The sequence below is a fragment of the Aminobacter sp. MSH1 genome (assembly GCF_003071665.1).
Lineage (GTDB): Bacteria > Pseudomonadota > Alphaproteobacteria > Rhizobiales > Rhizobiaceae > Aminobacter > Aminobacter niigataensis.
In genome coordinates, this window is record NZ_CP026265.1 from 2,681,602 (window position 1) to 2,699,901 (window position 18,300).

21 protein-coding genes are annotated in these 18,300 nt (G+C 64.6%); 15 read left to right on the top strand and 6 right to left on the bottom strand.

The features are described from left to right. Positions 1-55: 55 nt before the first annotated feature. Complete coding sequence (locus CO731_RS13295; protein WP_256371616.1) at positions 56-1,723, bottom strand: flagellin; 1,668 nt, start codon at positions 1,721-1,723, stop codon at positions 56-58. A 305-nt stretch (positions 1,724-2,028) separates the two neighbouring features. Here CO731_RS13295 and napE point away from each other — a divergent pair, with 305 nt between their 5' ends. From napE to CO731_RS13330, 7 genes are all read left to right on the top strand, one after another. Further along, the gene (gene napE, locus CO731_RS13300) at positions 2,029-2,220 is read left to right on the top strand and encodes a periplasmic nitrate reductase, NapE protein (protein ID WP_108607510.1); all 192 of its coding nucleotides are present in this window, start codon (positions 2,029-2,031) and stop codon (positions 2,218-2,220) included. Between the two features lie 4 nt (positions 2,221-2,224). Further along, positions 2,225-2,728, top strand: coding sequence for a ferredoxin-type protein NapF (napF, locus tag CO731_RS13305; RefSeq protein ID WP_108607511.1), 504 nt, complete (start codon positions 2,225-2,227; stop codon positions 2,726-2,728). After that, positions 2,721-2,987, top strand: coding sequence for a chaperone NapD (locus CO731_RS13310; RefSeq protein WP_108607512.1), 267 nt, complete (start codon positions 2,721-2,723; stop codon positions 2,985-2,987). The genes napF and CO731_RS13310 overlap by 8 nt, the downstream gene beginning before the upstream one ends. Next, positions 2,984-5,488 (top strand): periplasmic nitrate reductase subunit alpha, encoded by a 2,505-nt coding sequence (gene napA / locus CO731_RS13315; RefSeq protein WP_108607513.1) that lies wholly within the window; start codon positions 2,984-2,986, stop codon positions 5,486-5,488. The genes CO731_RS13310 and napA overlap by 4 nt, the downstream gene beginning before the upstream one ends. Next, positions 5,458-5,961: a nitrate reductase cytochrome c-type subunit gene (locus tag CO731_RS13320; protein WP_108607514.1), complete on the top strand. Its 504-nt coding sequence runs from the start codon at positions 5,458-5,460 to the stop codon at positions 5,959-5,961. The genes napA and CO731_RS13320 overlap by 31 nt, the downstream gene beginning before the upstream one ends. Before the next feature lie 4 nt (positions 5,962-5,965). Next, on the top strand, positions 5,966-6,682 hold the full coding sequence (locus CO731_RS13325) for a cytochrome c3 family protein (RefSeq protein WP_108607515.1): 717 nt from the start codon (positions 5,966-5,968) through the stop codon (positions 6,680-6,682). A gap of 91 nt (positions 6,683-6,773) precedes the next feature. Next, positions 6,774-6,974, top strand: a complete 201-nt coding sequence (locus CO731_RS13330; RefSeq protein WP_108607516.1) for a DUF1858 domain-containing protein — start codon at positions 6,774-6,776, stop codon at positions 6,972-6,974. 16 nt (positions 6,975-6,990) lie between these two features. Here the strand turns inward: CO731_RS13330 and CO731_RS13335 are convergent, their stop codons facing one another. Next, the gene (locus tag CO731_RS13335) at positions 6,991-7,695 is read right to left on the bottom strand and encodes a Crp/Fnr family transcriptional regulator (RefSeq protein WP_108607517.1); all 705 of its coding nucleotides are present in this window, start codon (positions 7,693-7,695) and stop codon (positions 6,991-6,993) included. A gap of 146 nt (positions 7,696-7,841) precedes the next feature. Between CO731_RS13335 and CO731_RS13340 the strand changes: the two genes are divergently transcribed. Both CO731_RS13340 and CO731_RS13345 read left to right on the top strand, forming a co-directional pair. Continuing rightward, positions 7,842-8,285 carry a pseudoazurin gene (locus CO731_RS13340; RefSeq protein ID WP_108607518.1) on the top strand — a complete coding sequence of 148 codons (444 nt, stop codon included), beginning with the start codon at positions 7,842-7,844 and terminating at the stop codon, positions 8,283-8,285. 79 nt (positions 8,286-8,364) lie between these two features. Next, complete coding sequence (locus CO731_RS13345; RefSeq protein WP_108607519.1) at positions 8,365-9,570, top strand: NnrS family protein; 1,206 nt, start codon at positions 8,365-8,367, stop codon at positions 9,568-9,570. A gap of 77 nt (positions 9,571-9,647) precedes the next feature. Here CO731_RS13345 and CO731_RS13350 read toward each other — a convergent pair whose 3' ends face one another. From CO731_RS13350 to CO731_RS29060, 4 genes are all read right to left on the bottom strand, one after another. Next, positions 9,648-10,520, bottom strand: coding sequence for an SUMF1/EgtB/PvdO family nonheme iron enzyme (locus CO731_RS13350; protein ID WP_108607520.1), 873 nt, complete (start codon positions 10,518-10,520; stop codon positions 9,648-9,650). A gap of 73 nt (positions 10,521-10,593) precedes the next feature. Beyond that, positions 10,594-11,712, bottom strand: coding sequence for a copper-containing nitrite reductase (nirK, locus tag CO731_RS13355; RefSeq protein ID WP_108607521.1), 1,119 nt, complete (start codon positions 11,710-11,712; stop codon positions 10,594-10,596). Between the two features lie 203 nt (positions 11,713-11,915). Continuing rightward, positions 11,916-12,365, bottom strand: coding sequence for a hemerythrin domain-containing protein (locus CO731_RS13360; RefSeq protein ID WP_108607522.1), 450 nt, complete (start codon positions 12,363-12,365; stop codon positions 11,916-11,918). A 20-nt stretch (positions 12,366-12,385) separates the two neighbouring features. After that, positions 12,386-12,541, bottom strand: a complete 156-nt coding sequence (locus CO731_RS29060; RefSeq protein ID WP_199914462.1) for a hypothetical protein — start codon at positions 12,539-12,541, stop codon at positions 12,386-12,388. Between the two features lie 106 nt (positions 12,542-12,647). Here CO731_RS29060 and CO731_RS13365 point away from each other — a divergent pair, with 106 nt between their 5' ends. From CO731_RS13365 to CO731_RS13390, 6 genes are all read left to right on the top strand, one after another. Beyond that, the gene (locus tag CO731_RS13365; protein ID WP_199914463.1) at positions 12,648-13,205 is read left to right on the top strand and encodes a cytochrome c oxidase subunit 3; all 558 of its coding nucleotides are present in this window, start codon (positions 12,648-12,650) and stop codon (positions 13,203-13,205) included. Positions 13,206-13,210: 5 nt separating this feature from the next. Beyond that, entirely contained in the window at positions 13,211-13,483 is a 273-nt protein-coding gene (locus tag CO731_RS13370; protein WP_108607523.1) for a cytochrome C oxidase subunit IV family protein, read from the top strand. Positions 13,484-13,642: 159 nt separating this feature from the next. Continuing rightward, positions 13,643-14,095 carry a cytochrome c gene (locus tag CO731_RS13375; protein ID WP_108607524.1) on the top strand — a complete coding sequence of 151 codons (453 nt, stop codon included), beginning with the start codon at positions 13,643-13,645 and terminating at the stop codon, positions 14,093-14,095. Between the two features lie 18 nt (positions 14,096-14,113). Further along, positions 14,114-15,460 (top strand): cbb3-type cytochrome c oxidase subunit I, encoded by a 1,347-nt coding sequence (locus CO731_RS13380; RefSeq protein WP_108607525.1) that lies wholly within the window; start codon positions 14,114-14,116, stop codon positions 15,458-15,460. Positions 15,461-15,551: 91 nt separating this feature from the next. After that, positions 15,552-16,364: a CbbQ/NirQ/NorQ/GpvN family protein gene (locus CO731_RS13385; protein ID WP_108609825.1), complete on the top strand. Its 813-nt coding sequence runs from the start codon at positions 15,552-15,554 to the stop codon at positions 16,362-16,364. Between the two features lie 7 nt (positions 16,365-16,371). Then, positions 16,372-18,270: a nitric oxide reductase activation protein NorD gene (locus CO731_RS13390; RefSeq protein WP_108607526.1), complete on the top strand. Its 1,899-nt coding sequence runs from the start codon at positions 16,372-16,374 to the stop codon at positions 18,268-18,270. The last annotated feature ends 30 nt before the right edge of the window (positions 18,271-18,300 follow it).

Sequence of the window (18,300 nt, forward strand, 5' to 3'; positions counted from 1 at the left end):
AGACCGAGGGGGTGCGGTGCGGGCGGAGAGCCGCGATGCCGGGGCAGGCGGCACGTTATCGGAACAGTTGCAGGATCGATTGGGGGTTGGCGTTGGCGATCTGCAGCGACTGGATCGCCAATTGCTGCTGGGTCTGCAGCGCGGTGAGCCTGGTCGACGCCTTGTCCATGTTCGCATCGACGAGCTGACCGACCCCGCGACTGAGCGAATCCGAAAGGCTTTTTGCGAAATCGGCCTGCAGGTTCAGGCTCTTTTTCAGGGCGCCCAGTTCGCTGGCAGCGGTCATGACCTTCTTCAGCATGCCGTCGAGACCGGAGATGTAATTGTCCAGATTTGCCGACGGAGCGGAGACGTCGACGTCCATCAGGTCGAAGTCAGGCAATATCCCGACATTGTCGGCGACATCCCTCAAGGCGATCGTGGATCGCGCGCCGGCGTTCGGATGCACCGTGTCGTCGATGAGCAATCTTACAAAGTTGCTGGTTGCGACGACGTTGATGCCCTGGCCGTCGAGTGCGTGGTCGAGCAGGACAGCAAGCTGGTCGGGATCGGCCACGATGCCGTCGGTGGTTCCGAGAGCCGCGTCGACCATGGCACGGTCGATGGTGATCCTGACCGGCGTGTTGCCGCTGACTTCGATCGCGAAGCTGAATTCCACATCGTTGTGGACGCGGAAGGGGCCGGCGAAGAGAAGGCCTGTTGTCGCGTAACTGTCGCGGATGTTTCCAGCCAGCGGATTTTCCAGACCCGCAGCCTGTCCGCCGATGGTCTCGGTCAGCGCCACTGAGACGCTTGAACCCGACTCTCCCGTCAATTCCTCGCTCCGGATTGCGAACCTGCTCCCTGCGATACTGACGACAGCGGGCGCACCGGCGTCGTTGAGCGCCGCCTCGAGTACTCTCTGCATCTCGGCGATGGTGTTGATCTGGCCATCGGTGGTTCCGAGTTCGGCGCTGACCAGCGCCTTGTCGATCACGACATCGAAAGTCTGCCCGGCCGCATGGAGGCCTTCGTCCAGCGTCAAGGTAAAGCGTATCGCCTCGGTGTCGCCAATGGCGACAGCACCGGTGAAGCCGAAGTCCTGGAAGCCCATGGCCCCATTGGTGTTCAGGCTCTGGCCGCGCAATCCGCCGATGTCTCCCAGGCTCCTGGGATCCGCCTGCAGCGCACCGCCGCCACCGACATTGAACAGGCTCGTGCGGAGGAGGTTCACGTCAGTCTTGCCGATCGAAGCATGGCCTTCCGGTGACCTGACGAACGAAGACACGATTGCCGTCTTGTAGTCCGAGAGTTCGGCCAGATTGCCGGGATGTTCGGTGTTCAGCCAGTTCGCTCCGTTGAAATTGGCGGAGGTTGCGATACTTGCGATCTGCTGTTTCAGGTTTTCCAACTCGGTCTGTATCTTGGCCCGGTTGTCCGGTTGATCCTTGGCGAGGATGACCTTGGCGCTGAAATCCGAAAGCAGTCCTACGGTCGAATCGAGCGCGGTGTAGGCAATGTCGGCCCGCGCGATCCCCAGGCCAAGGGCGTCGGAAACTGTCGACAGCGCCATGTTGTCGGAACGCATGGTGGTGGCGATCGACCAGTACGCGGCATTGTGTGACGCTTCGGAAATGCGAAGGCCGGTGCTGACCTGGCCTTGCGTCGCCTCAAGGCTCGAGCTTGCGGCCTTCAATGCCTGCAGGGCGGTCATTGAAGAGGAATTCGTCAATATGCTTGTCATGCTGATCTGCAAAGTTATGAAATAGTATTTTCGAGTAGATGCAAAGTTTATTTCGTCAACAAATGGATATGGTATGGTTAATAAATCGTAAACGAAGACCGATGTCTTGATGGAATTTGCCCGCCGTCGCTCCTGGCGGCGCGCCCGCGCATTGCACCGCCGCCCAGGTCATGGCGGCGCTCGCTGCGACCCCATCGCTGCTTCGTACAAGCACAATCGCCTGCCGGCAGAGTTGCAAAGATGATCTGTTGGAGTAACCTTCCCGTCGCGAATGCACTTTCCTGTCCAAGGCACATGAGGGGATCATGACCCAGGACCAAGGAAACTCCGGCACCGTTCGGCCTGGTGTTTCCACGCGCCGCAAAGAGCTCTTGGCGTTCCTCGTTCTGGCCTTCGGAATCTGGCCCATCGTCGCCGTGGGCGTCGTCGGCGGCTACGGCTTTATGGTCTGGATGTGGCAGATCATCTTCGGGCCGCCCGGACCTCCGGGAGGTTGAGCCGATGGCGGCGCCGGGCAGCATCAGCCGCAGGTCGTTCCTGACCGGCCGCGACGAACAGCCGGTGCGAAGAATCCCGCCTCCCGGCATGCTTGAAGATGGGCTTGCCTCCTGCACCGGTTGCGGTGCCTGCGTCGAAGCCTGCCCGAGCGCCATCATCGCGCTGGTCGAAGGCAAGCCGTCGCTGGATTTCCAGGCCGGCGAGTGCCTGCTTTGCGGCGACTGCGCCACGGTTTGCCCGGAACCCGTTTTCGACCGCGCTGCGCCGCCCGCCTTTGCCCATGTCGTGGCCATTTCAGACGCCTGCCTGGCCCGCAACGGGGTGTCCTGCATGACTTGCCGCGACGCCTGCCCGGAAGCGGCGATTGCATTTCGGCCGCGCATCGGCGGACCATTCGTGCCGGAGTTGAACGAGAGTGCCTGCACCGGCTGCGGTGCCTGTATTGGGCCATGCCCGTCGCAGGCGATTGCGGTCGCGTCACGCATGCCGGAGGCCGTCGATGGCTGACGAAAGACGCTACCACCACATATCGAGCGCGGTGATCGCCGTCATGCCCGGGCGGCTGGCCGAAGTGGCCGATGCGATCGTCGCCATGGGCGGCCCGGAAATCCGGGCGCAGGAAAACAACCGCATCGTGGTCGTAATGGAAGGCGAAAGCGCCGGCGAGCTGGGCGCGCAGCTTACCGCGCTTGGCGCCCTCGACGGCGTGGTCGCGGCCAACATGGTCTTTGAACATATCGAGGAACTGGAGGGCTCGGCACCATGACCGCAGAATTGAACCGACGCGAGCTCCTGAAGGCGCAGGCGGCGGCCGTTGCGGCTGCAACGGCAGGCATTGCACTGCCGGCGTCGGCGCAGCCCATCCCCGGCGGGGTCGGCTCGCTGGAGATCAAGTGGTCGAAGGCGCCGTGCCGCTTCTGCGGCACCGGCTGCGGCGTCATGGTCGGCGTCAAGGACGGCCAGGTGGTCGCCAGCCATGGCGATACACAGGCCGAGGTCAACCGCGGCCTCAACTGCGTGAAGGGCTATTTCCTGTCCAAGATCATGTATGGCGCCGATCGGCTGACGACGCCTTTGATGCGCAAGCGCAACGGCGTCTACGACAAGGACGGCGAGTTCGAGCCGGTAAGCTGGGACGAGGCCTTCGGCCTGATGGCCGAGCGGGTCAAGACGGTGCTCAAGGAGAAGGGACCAACGGCACTAGGCATGTTCGGCTCCGGCCAGTGGACCATCTTCGAAGGTTACGCCGCGACCAAGCTGATGCGCGCCGGCTTCCGCTCCAACAATCTCGATCCCAACGCCCGCCACTGCATGGCATCCGCCGCCTACGCCTTCATGCGCACCTTCGGCATGGACGAGCCGATGGGCTGCTACGACGATTTCGAGGCTGCCGACGCCTTCGTGCTGTGGGGCTCGAACATGGCCGAGATGCATCCGATCCTGTGGACGCGTCTGGCCGACCGGCGACTTGGACACGAACACGTCAAGGTGGCGGTGCTGTCGACCTTCACCCATCGCAGCATGGACCTTGCCGACATTCCTGTCGTGTTCAAGCCCGGAACCGACCTGGCCATCCTCAACTACATCGCCAACCACATCATCACGACGGGACGGGTCAACGAGGACTTCGTCAGCAAGCACACCGTCTTCATGCGCGGCGAGACCGACATCGGTTATGGCCTGAGGCCGGAAGATCCGCGCGAGGTTGCGGCCAAGGGCGCGGCTAATGCCGCAAACATGGAGCCGACCGACTTCGAGGCATTCAAGCAGTTGGTTTCGGAATACACGCTGGACAAGGTCGCCGAACTGACCGGCGTCGAGAAGGGATTTCTCGAAGAGCTTGCCGAACTCTACGCCGATCCCGGCCGCAAGGTCATGTCGCTGTGGACGATGGGCTTCAACCAGCATGTGCGCGGGGTCTGGGCCAACCAGATGGTCTACAACCTGCATCTGCTGACAGGCAAAATCTCCGAGCCGGGCAACAGCCCGTTCTCGCTGACCGGCCAGCCCTCGGCCTGCGGCACGGCGCGCGAGGTCGGTACCTTCGCCCATCGCCTGCCGGCCGACATGGTGGTCACCAATCCCGAGCACCGCAAGCACGCCGAGGAAATCTGGAAGCTACCGCCCGGATTGCTGCCCGACAAGCCGGGCTTTCATGCGGTCGAGCAGGATCGGATGCTGAAGGACGGCAAGCTCAATTTTTACTGGGTGCAGGTCAACAACAACATCCAGGCTTCGCCCAACAGCAGCAACGAGGCCTATCCCGGCTATCGCAACCCGGACAATTTCATCGTCGTCTCCGACGCCTACCCGACCGTGACGACGATGTCGGCCGACATCATCCTGCCCGCCGCGATGTGGGTCGAGAAGGAGGGCGCCTACGGCAATGCCGAGCGCCGCACCCATGTCTGGCATCAACTGGTCCAGGCCCCCGGCGAGGCGCGCTCGGACCTTTGGCAACTGGCCGAGTTCTCGAAGCATTTCACCACCGACGAGGTCTGGCCGAAGGAAATCCTCGACGCCAATCCGGCCTATCGCGGCAAGACGCTGTTCGACGTGCTGTTCGGCAACGGCAATGTCGACAAGTTCCCGCGTAGCGAGATCAACCCGGACTACGCCAACAACGAGGCCACCGAGTTCGGCTTTTACATCCAGAAGGGCCTGTTCGAGGAATATGCCACCTTCGGCCGCGGTCACGGCCACGACCTGGCGCCCTACGACACCTATCACGAGGTGCGCGGGCTGCGCTGGCCGGTGGTCGACGGCAAGGAAACGCGCTGGCGCTACCGGGAGGGCCTCGACCCTTATGTGAAGCCGGGCGAGGGGGTCAAGTTCTACGGCCGCCCCGACGGCAGGGCGGTGATCCTTGCCGTGCCCTACGAGCCGCCGGCGGAATCGCCGGACGAGGAGTTCGACATCTGGCTGGTCACCGGGCGCGTGCTCGAGCACTGGCACTCCGGCTCGATGACGCTGCGCGTGCCCGAGCTCTACAAGGCGTTCCCCGGCGCGCGCTGCTTCATGAATGCCGACGACGCGCGCAAGCGCGGCATCAACCAGGGCGCCGAGGTGCGAGTGATCTCGCGGCGCGGCGAAATCCGCTCGCGCATCGAGACACGTGGGCGCAACCGGATGCCGAGCGGGGTGATCTTCGTGCCGTGGTTCGACGCCAGCCAGCTCATCAACAAGGTCACGCTCGACGCCACCGATCCCATCTCCAAGCAGACAGATTTCAAGAAATGCGCAGTCAAGATCGTTCCGGTCGCATGAGCTTGCGGCGCAGCGTCCCTGCGCTTGTCTTCGTCACGCTGTTCTGCGCGGGCACGGCGGCGCTGGCCCAGATGGCTGCCGACAAGTCCCCCGAACTGACGGGGCCACCGTCGCCGATGGAAACGATCCCGGCGGCGCCGGTTCCCAAATGGGTGACCGACGACGTTCGCAAGATGCGCGCCTATCCCGAGCAGCCGCCGGTCATCCCGCATTCGATCGAAGGCTATCAGCTCTCGGTCAACACCAACCGCTGCCTGTCCTGCCACAAGCGCGAGTTCACCCAGAGTTCGGGAGCGCCGATGATCAGCGTCACCCACTACATGACGCGCGAAGGCCAGATGTTGGCCGACGTCTCGCCGCGGCGCTATTTCTGCACCGAATGCCACGTGCCGCAGGCGGATGTGCGGCCACTGGTCGAGAACCGTTTCAAGGACATGAGCGAACTGGGCTTCAAGCCCGCCGGCAGCGAGTAGGCCCATGCAACGATTGAAGGAGTGGCTGCTGTGGGCATGGCAGATCGTCAGTACACCGGCCGGCACGCTGAGCCTCGGCTTCCTGACGCTCGGCGGCTTTGTCGGCGGCGTGATGTTCTGGGGCGCATTCAACACCGCGCTGGAGGTCACCAACACCGAGAAATTCTGCACCTCGTGCCATGAGATGCGCGACAACGTCTACCAGGAACTGACCCACACGATCCACTTCGCCAACCGTTCCGGCGTGCGTGCGTCCTGTCCGGATTGTCATGTGCCGCACCAATGGACCGACAAGATCGCCCGCAAGATGCAGGCCTCGAAGGAGGTCTGGGGCAAGATTTTCGGGACGATCGACACCCGGCGCAAGTTCCTGGACAAACGACTGGAGCTTGCCCAGCACGAATGGGCGCGGCTGAAGGCCAATGACAGCCTCGAATGTCGCAACTGCCACTCGTCGGTGGCGATGGACCTGACGCGCCAGACGCAGCGCGCCGCCGAAATCCACACGCGCTACCTGCTTTCCGGCAAGGCGACCTGCATCGACTGCCACAAGGGCATCGCCCACGAACTGCCCAACATGAAGGGCATCGCACCCGGCTGGCAGGTGCCGCCGGAACTGCAGGGCAACCAGCTGCCGCAATCCTCGGCCGTCGATGCCCTCGACCGCTACGTCAAGGCTTCCCATGCCGGCTTGCCCATGGAAGCCATGGCGCTGGACTGAGGCCGGCGCAATCCGCGTTCTGTTTGTCCGCGCGCAATGATCGCGAGGCCGGAAACGTCCATTGTCGTGGCTTCACAAGCGGCGAGCGACGATGAAGCCACGTTTCAACGACGACATGAGCATGGACGCGATCATGCGCCAATGGCCGGGAACTATACGCGTGATGCTCGGCCACGGCCTGATTTGCGTCGGCTGCCCGATCGCCTCGTTCCACACCGTTGCAGATGCCGCGCGGGAGCATCACCTCGACGAGGACGTGCTGGTTCGCGACCTGACGAGCGCGATGAAGTGAGGACGCAGACTGCCCGTCAGCCCTTGTCGGCGCGCCCTTCGGCCAGTGCGAACAGCCGGTGCGGCTCGACCACGGTGACCTTCTGGCGTCCGCTTTTGACCAGTCCCTTTTCCTCCCAGGCGGTGAGCAGCCGGCTGACGGTGTGCAGCGTCGTGCCCGTCATCTCGGCGATGTCCTGGCGTGAAATCGGGAAGTCGATGAGGATGCCTTCCTCGGTCTTGCGTCCCGTCTGCTTGACCAGCCGCAACAGCGCGTGGGCGACGCGCTGCTCGACCTGCTCGGTGGCCAGCTCGACGACGCGGGCCTGGGCCTCCTGGAGCCGGGTGCCGACAGTCTTGTAGGTGCCCGTGGCAAAGCTCGGAAAGGACCCGGCTAGGTCGGGCCACAGATTGCCCGGCCAGGCGAGCACGACGCAGTCGACGGCGGCAACGGCGCTGGCGGGGTAGGTGGTGCGTCCCAGCGCATGAGCGATGCCCATCAGCTCACCCGGGCTGATGTAGCGGACGATGACCTGCTGGCCGTCGGGCGTCGTCTTGACGACGCGAACGTGGCCGTCGAGCAGGAGGAAGAAGGAGTGCGCGTCACCTTCCTGCTCGAAGACCGTCTGGTCCTTGGCGATGCGCAGCGAACGCGCCTGCTGGAGGACACGGTCGAGATCCGCCGGGGTCATGCCCTGGAAGACGGGCAAGCCGGCGATTAGCGAGCGGTCAAGACGGCTCATTTCAGTTGCTCCTGCGAGTGCCCGATCCTGCTCTCCGAAACCACAGATCATCTCGCTGCGGTTTGCGCTGGATCAAAGTGTCCCCGGCAAAAACGACATAGGCAAGGCCCAACGGCTGGAGCCGTCGTGAAAGGAAAGAAAAGATCATGAAATACGCCATTGCCACCGCAGCCGCGTTCGCAGCCATGCTTCTGGCCGGTGTCGCGCAGGCCGCCGAAATCGAGATCCAGATGCTCAACAAGGGCGAAAAGGGCGCGATGGTGTTCCAGCCCGATTTCGTCGTTGCCGCACCCGGCGATACCATCACCTTCGTGCCGACCGACAAGTCTCACGACGCCGAAAGCATCAAGGGCATGATCCCGGAGGGTGCGACGCCCTTCAAGGGCAAGATGAATGAGAAGATTTCCGTCACCCTCGACAAGGAAGGCGTCTACGGCGTCAAGTGCACGCCGCACTACGGCATGGGCATGGTGGCACTGATCGTGGTCGGCAAGCCGACCAATCTCGAGCAGGCCAAGGCCGTCAAGCAGATGGGCAAGGCCAAGAAGTCGTTCGAAGCGCTTCTGGCGCAGGTGCCCGCAGGCAACTGAGTGCGGGGCATTCAAATCTGTCTCTAAGCCAGCCGGGTGGAACGGTTCCACCCGGCATTTCCCCGTTGGAGGGGCTGTCATGGCTATTCCACGCGTTCGGCCGGGAAACTATCCCGCCGTGCTTTCCTACGGCTTTAGGCCGTTCTTCCTGCTCGGCTCGCTTTATGCCGGCCTGACCATCCTGGCGTGGTTGCCGATGCTCTACGGGCGGCTGGAGACGGCGAGCGTCTTCACCCCGGTCGACTGGCATATCCATGAAATGATCTTCGGCTATGTCGCGGCCATCGTCACCGGGTTCCTGCTCACCGCCATTCCCAACTGGACGGGCCGGTTGCCGGTGCAGGGGCTGCCGCTGGCGGTACTGGTGGCGATCTGGCTGGCTGGCCGCTTCGCAGTGTTCTTCTCGGCCGACATCGGCTGGCTCGCCGCCGCCGTGATCGACAGTTCGTTCCTGCTGGCGGTCGCCGTGGCAGCTGCCGTCGAGATCATCGCCGGCCGCAACTGGCGCAACCTCAAGGTGCTTGTGCCGGTCGGCGTCCTGTTTGCCGCCAATGTCGCCTACCATCTCGAAGTGCATTTCAACGGCGAGGCCGACATCGCCCGGCGGCTCGGGATCGGCGCGACCGTGGTGCTGATCATGATCATCGGCGGCCGCATCATTCCGAGCTTCACCCGCAACTGGCTGGCGCGCCAGGCTCCGGGGCGGTTGCCGGTGCCATTCAATCGCTTCGATGCCGTCACGATCTTGGGCTCTGCAGCCGCACTTCTGGCCTGGACCTGCTTCCCGGATCATGTGGCGAGCGGCGCAGCACTGCTCGCGGCAGGGGCGCTCAACGTGGCAAGGTTCAGTCGCTGGGCCGGCGAGCGCACCTGGCGCGATCCGCTGGTGGTCATCCTGCACGTGGCTTATGCCTTCGTGCCGGTCGGGTTCGTGCTGGCCGCGCTCGCGGTCCTCCTGCCCGAAGTCGTGGCACCGGCCGCAGGCCTGCATGCCTTCGGCACCGGCGCAATCGGCGCGATGACGCTTGCGGTGATGTCGCGGGCCACGCTTGGGCATACGGGACGCGCGCTGCATGCCGGCAACGCCACCTGCATGGTCTTCGTTGCAGTCGTCGCGTCGGCAATCCTCAGGATCGCCTACGCTTTCCTGCCAGGCATGACACCGCTGCTGCACGCGTCTGCCGCTGCCTGGACACTCGCTTTCCTGGGCTATGCGGCAGTCTATGGCGGAATGCTGCTGCGTCCCAAGCTGCGCGCGCGGCAAGCTAACCCGGCACCCTCGTGACAAGGTTGGCCTGAACTGCCGAAACGAAAAAGGCCCGGATCTCCATCGGAGGTCCGGGCCCTTCTTTTTGGAATTGCCTAGCCGGTGGCGCCGCGCCAGAGCGCCTTGAACGCAGACAGCATCGACGGACGCTCCCTGACGAGGCGGATGCCGAGGTTGTCGGGCGGCAGGCCTGCCGCACAGCCGCCGCTCTTGCCGTCGCGGATGAAGAACGACATGTAGCCGCGATGCTTGCCGGCGACGACCCGCACGCCGCAATTGTCTGTGCTGGTGTCGACGCGCCCGTTCTTGTCGAGCGCCACCCGGCGGTAGCAGGTCGTCGTCCACTCCCAGACATTGCCGCCGACATCGTGGAGGCCGTTGGAATTGGCGCCGAAATGGCCCTGCGGCTTGGGCTCGGGATCACGTCCCCTGGCCGCCTCGGATTCGCTGCGGTAGCGCGCCAGCCAGCGGGCGATGGCGTCGCTGCCGCCGTTGGGGTCGATACCCTCGTCGCTGAAACGCTCGGCTGCCGCGAACGCCCACTCCTCGTCGGTCGGTAGCCGCCAGCCTTCTCCTGTCTTGTGCGACAGCCACTGGGCATAGGCGTTGGCATCGCGGAAGCTTACGCCGGTCGCGGGCAGGTTTTCAGCGCGCTGGAAGGCGCCATCCGCCTGATCACATGCGCCATCGGCGACGCACAGGGCATAGTCGGCAGCGCTGACCTGATAGGCCATGATGTCGAAGGAACGGCGGAAGCGGACGCGATCCTCCGGCGCATCGACCGGGCGCTCGGCGGTCTGGAACTCGCCGGGCAGCCTGTAGGCCAGCCGCCCGGGGGCAATGGCGACCGTCTGCGGCGAGGCCATTGCCGGCGGGGCGGCGGGCCCGGCTGGATCACGGGCCAGGTAGACGGCCAGCGCGATGGCGGGGATCACGAGTGCCGTGGTCAGGAGAAAGCCGGGTTTCATCGATCTCATCCTTAAAAAAACGGCCCGCAGGCATGCCGGCGGGCCGAGTTGGACAGTGAAAGGAGCCTGCCGGTCAGTTGGTCGGGATCGGACCGGGTGCCTGCACCTGCTTCATCAGGTCGTCGTCCCATTCACCCTCGACCATCACGTGGGCGGTTGCGCCGAGTTCGGCCGCCTCGATCAGGTTGTGGTTGACGTAGGCGTAGATGCCCGGCTGCAGGAAGGTGTAGAGCGCCGCGCCCGCAGATCCGCCGCGGATGAACCAGGTCTCCAGGTCCTTGGCCGGGGCATTGACGAACTTGCCTTCTTCCCAGACATGATCGCCGTGGCCGCCGATCAGGTGGGGCCGGCTGTCCCGGTTGGCTTGGGCGTGGACGAACAGCACCGTTTCACCGACCTTGGCTTTCAGCGCGTTGTCGCCGGTCAGCGAACCGACCTTGCCGTTGAAGACGACGTGGGTCGGGATCAGGCCGCGCATCACCTTCAGCGTCTCGTCATAGCTGTCGCCGAGGCTCTCGTACTTCTTGTACTTGCCGTTCTCGTCGCGCGGCACATAGAGGTCGTGCTCGCCGATGTAGAAGATACGATCGTACTTCAGCGGCTTGCCGGCCCCGTCCTTCAGCCCGTCGCGCGGCAGGACCATGACGGCGCCGCTCATGCCGGAGACGACGTGCCAGGGGATCATGCCCGTCGGCGCGCAGTGGTAGACAAAGGTGCCGGTGCGGGTCGCCTTCCAGCGCAGCACGGCCTGTTCGCCCGGGTTGACGTGGGTCAGCGCACCACCGCCCAGCGCGCCGGTGGCGGCATGGAAGTCGATGTTGTGCGGCATCTCGTTGGTTTCGGGATTGACCAGCGTCAGTTCGACATAGTCGCCCTCGTGGACGATCATCAACGGGCCGGGCATGGAGCCTTCGTAGGTCATCGCCTGGAGCGTCGTGCCTTCGTCATCGATCACCATCGGCAGTTCCTTGATGGTCATCCGGTATTCGATGACCTTCGGGCCGCCCTTGGCGATCTGGTCATGAGGGTGGGCGAAGGGCGGGGCGACCAGGTCGACCTTGATACGTGGCAGGCCGGCGATGTCGGCCACCTTGGCCTGTGCCAGCGCCGGGGTTACGATAACCGAGCCCAGGAGCGCGGCCGCTGCCGCACCTGTGGCCGTACCCAAGAGTGCTTCGCGTCGCGTCAACATTTCAGTTCTCCTTCGTGATTGGCGTTGCCTGTTATTACGGTCAGGAGGATAGGCGGCTTGCGGCAAGCGATCTTTGTTGCGGCGCAAACAATTGTTGCAGTGCCGCAACTTGGTCTGCCCTGGGAAAATGACGGGTCGGCACTACAGCGCCGCCGCAATTCTTGGCCGGGCGGCCAGGGCAGCGTCCCGCGTGGGATGCCGCGTCAGTCGGGGCAGGGGGGCGTCCGAATTGCGGCGAGCAGGTTCTGCTCGCATGCCACATGGCGGCGAATAGCCAGGAAATAGGCGCGCAACATGTAGCCTATCGCATCCCAGGAGCGCTTGCCGCCGCCGCGCGAAAGGGTGACGAGGATCCGGACGATTTCGTCGGCGGCAGCATGGTCCTGTGCATGTTCCCGGCGCAGCCGCTCGATCGTCGCCCCGGTGCCGGCAGCCGGCAGGCGACCAAGGGCGGCGGGAAAGAGGATTTCCTCCTCCAGCCTGTTTGCCGCCGCGATGGCCGGTTTGAGCTCTGCAGCGATCTGCCGGCAGAGCCTGCGGTCGGGACGGGGAAGGGAATCGGCGACGGCTTCTAGCCTGTCGCAGATTTGCAGTGTCGCGCGATAAAGCCCGTTCAACTCGGTGAAACCAGCCGTCGAATTGGGATCGCTCATCGCCACCTGCCCTGCAACGCCTACTGGTTGAAGAACAGCACCGCTGCGATGGCGATCGATGCGAGCACCGCGGAAGCGGCGCCCGTGCGCTGCAGGACGCCCATGCGATAAACCAACAGCGCGAAGCCGACGATGATCGGCGTGGCGACCGAAAGGCCGAATTGGGCGTTGCTCATCGCGGGCTCCATTGCTCGATTCCGATGCCGCGATGTCGCAGATTTTCGCGCCCGTCACCTTGCGCAAACGCAAAGAAGCCCTGCCGCCGCCTGCCTAAGAAGCAGCATGGACATGACCGTTTCGACGCATGTGCAGGAAGACGAAGCGCCGGATGCCGGCGATTTCCTGCTCTGGATCCTGGTGTGGAGCGAGCTCGCCGCCTTCGGCATCCTGCTTGTTGCCTTCATGGTCGCCGGCATCGTGCAGGCGGACCAGTTCGCCGCAGCGCGCGTGCACCTCAACGTGCCGCTCGCCGCGCTGAACACCGCCGTGCTGCTCACCAGCGGTTGGCAGGCGGCGCGCGCGGCGCGGCCTGGAGCGACGCGCGGCCAGGCCAGGGGCGCGCTTGTCGTGGCTGCACTGTTCGGCTTGCTGTTCGTTGCCATCAAGCTGTTCGAATACAGCGGCGAGATCGGCCATGCCGGAGATGAAGCCTATGGCGTGTTCTTCGAGCTCTACTTCCTGCTGACGGGTTTCCACCTGCTGCACGTTGCCTTCGGCGCGCTGGTGTTGCTCCTCGTCAGCTGGCGGACCAGCCGTGCCAACGTCATCCTCATCACCACGCTGTGGCATGTCTTCGATCTGATCTGGATCGTCATGTTCCCGCTCGTCTATCTCGTGTGAGCGGCATGGCAGACGGCTCTTCCCGGCGGCTTGCCCGCTCCTGGCTTATCCTTCTCGCCCTGACCGGGGCGAGTGTGCTGGCCGTGCGCTTTGGCGGCGCGGCGGCCGGGGTCGCATTCGTTCTCGGACTCGCCATGCTCAAAGCCCGCCTCGTCATCCTGGATTTCATGGGCCTGCGCGGCCAGGCGGCGATGTCGCGTGCGTTGCTGGGCTGGTGCCTTGTGCTCGTGCTGGGCGGCGCGGCAAAGGCGATCGCTGTCGCGATGGCGGCCGGCTGAGCCGTGGGCGACTTGTTTGCCAAAACGCAAAGAAGCTCTTCCCCAAACCCATAGAAGGTTCCGGTCCGGGTAACCGGAGACCGCCGGGCCGTGCCCGTCGGGAGGGAAAACGATCGGGCCGAACCGCTGGCGCGGCCTCTGTCTGGAAAGGATCACGTGATGGCAGAACGCCTCACAAAAACGGGGGCTCGAAACGTCTTCTACGGCGGCTCGATCTTCTTCTTCGCAATCTTCGTCGGGCTGACGGCCCACAGCCATTTCTACATCCGCACGACCTCCACGGACGAGAAGACGCTGACGGACTCCGTCGCGCGCGGCAAGCATGTGTGGGAGAAGAACTCCTGCATCAACTGCCACACCATCCTGGGCGAGGGCGCCTATTTCGCGCCCGAACTCGGCAATGTCTGGAAGCGCTACGGCGGCGAGAGCGACCCCGAGGGCGCGCGCGAAACGCTCAAGGCCTGGATGGCGGCGCAGCCGTCGGGGATCGAGGGCCGGCGCCAGATGCCGCAGTTCAACCTCAACGACGAGGAACTGAACGATCTCGCCGATTTCTTCGAATGGACCAGCCGCATCAACACCCAGAAGTGGCCCCCGAACGAGGCAGGCTGAGGCGCCTAGGAGAGAGACATGAAATATGAAACGCAAAAGGTCGCGATGACCTATTTCTACGGCGCCCTGGTCCTGTTCCTGGCCCAGGTCGCCTTCGGCGTGCTTGCCGGCCTCGTCTATGTCGTGCCCAACACGCTGTCGGAGCTGTTGCCGTTTAACATCATCCGCATGATCCACACCAACGCGCTGGTGGTCTGGCTGCTGATGGGTTTCATGGGCGCAACCTATTACCTTTTGCCCGAGGAAACCGAGACCGAGCTCTACAGCCCGAAGCTGGCGATCCTCCAGTTCTGGATGTTCTTCATCGCCGCGGGCATCGCCGTGGTCGGCTACTTGTTCCGGATCCACGAGGGGCGCGAGTTCCTCGAACAGCCCTTCGTCATCAAGGTGGGCATCGTCGTCGTCGTGCTGATGTTCCTGTTCAACATCACCATGACGGCGCTGAAGGGGCGCAAGACCGCCGTTACCAACATCCTGCTGTTCGGGCTCTGGGCACTGGCGATTTTCTTCCTGTTCTCGTTCTACAACCCGTCAAACCTCGCGCTCGACAAGATGTACTGGTGGTACGTCATCCATCTCTGGGTCGAGGGTGTGTGGGAACTGATCATGGCGTCGGTGCTCGCCTTCCTGATGATCAAGCTCAACGGCGTCGACCGCGAGGTGGTGGAGAAGTGGCTCTACGTCATCGTCGGCCTCGCCCTGTTCTCGGGCATCCTCGGCACCGGCCACCATTATTACTGGATCGGCGCGCCCGGCTACTGGCAGTGGATCGGCTCGCTGTTTTCGACGCTCGAAGTGGCGCCGTTCTTCTCCATGGTGCTGTTCACTTTCCACATGACCTGGAAGGCCGGCCGCAACCACCCCAATAAGGCCGCTCTGCTGTGGTCCATCGGCTGCTCGGTCATGGCCTTCTTCGGCGCCGGTGTCTGGGGCTTCCTGCACACGCTGTCGTCGGTGAACTACTACACCCACGGCACGCAGGTGACGGCGGCGCATGGGCATCTCGCCTTTTTCGGTGCCTATGTGATGCTCAATCTCGCCATGATGGCTTATGCCATTCCCGAGATCAAAGGTCGCGCGCCCTACAATCAGTGGCTGAACATCACCAGCTTCTGGATGATGGTCACGGCGATGTCGGTGATGACCTTCGCGCTGACCTTCGCCGGTGTCGTCCAGGTGCATCTCCAGCGCGTTCTGGGCGAGAGCTACATGGACGTGCAGGACCAGCTCGCCCTGTTCTACTGGGTGCGCCTTGGCTCGGGCGTCGTCGTGGTCGTCTCGGCGCTGATGTTCATGTGGGCCGTGCTGGTGCCCGGACGCCAACGCAGCGAGAAGCCCGCCCGCTTCCTGCAGCCCGCCGAATGACACCGTCCTTCCGGCCCCGGTTCGTCCGGGGCCGGACATCCCGCATCTGCGACCGCTTCCCCCACGGAGTTCCCCGATGACCATCGCCCCCATGACGGCCAAATTGCCGAATGTCCGCCCCGCCGCCGACAGCCCCGCCTATTACAGCCCCTCCGGCAACGAATGCAGCCTGTTCGAGCGCGCCTGGGCGCGGCGGCTGCCGCTGTTGCTCAAGGGCCCGACCGGATGTGGCAAGACGCGTTTTGTCAGCCATATGGCGGCGAAGCTCGGCCTGCCGCTGTCGACGGTCTCCTGCCATGACGACCTTGCCGCCGCCGATCTCACCGGCCGTTACCTCTTGATGGGCGGCGACACCGTCTGGGTCGACGGGCCGCTGACCCGCGCCGTGCGCGAGGGCGGCATCTGCTACCTCGACGAAATCGTCGAGGCGCGCAAGGATGTTGCCGTGGTGCTGCACCCTTTGACCGACGACCGCCGCATCCTGCCGCTCGAACGCACCGGCGAGCAGTTGATCGCGCCGGCGAGCTTCATGCTCGTCGTCTCCTACAATCCCGGCTACCAGAACCTGCTGAAAAGCCTGAAGCCGAGCACCCGCCAGCGTTTCGTCGCCATCGAGTTCGATTTCCTGCCCAAGGCTGAAGAGATCGCCGTCGTGTCGGCCGAAAGCGGGCTTGCCGAAGGCCAGGCTGCGCCGCTGGTCGAACTCGCCCGGCGCATCCGCGCGCTCAAGGGCCACGACCTGGAGGAGGGCGCATCGACCCGCCTGCTGGTCTATTGCGCCACACTCATCGACGCAGGCGTGCCTGCGCGCGAAGCCGTGCTTGCGGCGATGATCGAGCCGCTGACCGACGAACCCGACGTCAAGGCGGCTCTGGTCGAGTTGGCCGATTCCCTGATCCGCTGAGGCACCCATGCTTGACTTCCTCGAGCTTGAAGAGACGGTCGGCCGCGCCTGGCATCGCCTCATCGGCCATGTGCAGACCTGGCCGCGCCATCCCGAACATGCGGTGCATCTGGCCGCCATGCAGCCGGTGCTTGCCGTCTGCTTTCGCGGATTCGGCGGCGAGTGTGCCGTCCAGATCGCTGCCGTGCGCGGCAGGACCTCGGGCCATCGCCTCGGCTGGCGCCAGCGCATGGGGCTCGGCGAGGAAAAGCTCGCCCAGCCGGCGCGCGACGGCTCGTCGCTGATGCTGCCGGCAGTGAGCGACCTGTTCCCCGACAAGGGGCTCAACCGCGATCTCTATGTCTGGCTTTCCGCCTATATGGCCCTGATGCCGCTCGATCCCATCGTCGAGACCGATCCGCTGCTGCGCGACCTCGAAGCCTTGCGGCGCGCGGAGGCGACGGTTGCCAGCGTGACGGAAATCTTCCCGGGGCTTGGACGCCGCTATCGGCGCCTTGCGGCGGCCACGCTTGCCGCCCGCCATCGCGCCCCGCTGCCCTCGGTCGAGGCGCAGATCGAAGGGCGCGTGGCCAGACTGCTCAGGCACCAAGCCGGCCTGCCCGACGATACCCTGCCGGCGATCTTCCCGCACCGCGCTCCGGCGGGATACCTGCCGATGCTACCCGTGCCCTTGTGGCCCGACGCGCTGCTTCCGCCGGAGACCTCGCCCCGCCGCGACGAGGACGAACCCGTGACAGGCGGCCGCGATGCCGGCGGTGTCGAGATCGAGCGCCAGGTCGCGGTGCGCGAGAACCAGGAGGCGCGCAAGGACGACCGCAGCCCGTTCATCCTGAACCGCTTCGAGAAGATCCTCGCCATGGCCGAGATGGTCAATGTCGACCGTCCTTCCGACGACAGCGACGACGATGCCAAGGCCGCCGAAGACCTCGACGACATGACGCTCGGCGAACGCAAGGGGCGTCCGGCTTCGCGCTTCCGTTTCGACCTCGACCTGCCGCCCGAGGCGCTGGACCGCACCCCGTTGACTGCGGAACGTACCTATCCTGAATGGGATTTCCGGACCGGCACGTATCTCCCCGATCACTGCCGGGTTCTGGCTGCGCCTGCTGCGGAAACCGGGATGGCCGGCGAGCCCGATCTGGAGACACGGCGCCTCATAAGACGGGTGCGCCGCCAGTTCGAAGTGCTGAGGCCGCGCCATGAGGTGCTGCGCGCCCAACTTGACGGCGCCGATCTCGACCTCGATGCCGTGGTGCGAGCCCGTTGCGATCTCGTCGCCGGCGGCCAGGGCAGCGACCGCATCCACCTGATGAGCCGGCCCCAGGTACACGACCTTGCCGTCACCATCTTGGTCGACGTGTCGCTCTCGACCGACGCCTGGTTCGACAACCGCCGGGTGCTCGACGTCGAGAAAGAAGCGTTGCTGATCCTTGCCAACGGTCTCGCCGCCTGCGGCGACAACCACTCGATCCTGACCTTCACGTCGCGGCGGCGCGACTGGGTGCGCATCGAGGTGGTCAAGGCCTTCGACGAGTCGATGAGCTCAACCATCGAGGCGCGTATCGCGGCCCTTAAGCCGGGCTATTACACCAGGATCGGGGCGGCCATACGGCACGCCACGGCGGAGCTGGCAAAGCAGCCCAATCGCAAGAAGCTGCTTCTGGTGCTGACCGACGGCAAGCCCAACGACCTCGACCACTATGAGGGCCGTTTCGCGCTGGAAGACAGCCGCCGCGCCGTCATCGAGGCCCGCCGCAGCGGGCTTGGCGTCTTCGGCGTGACTGTCGACCGCGAGGCGAAATCCTACGTGCCGGCGCTGTTCGGCCAGAACGGCTACGCCATGGTCGGCAACATCGCCAAGCTGCCGGCCGCACTTCCCGCCATCTATCGCAGCCTTGCAGGCTAGGGGGACGAGGCCGCGATGGCGAAAGGCCCG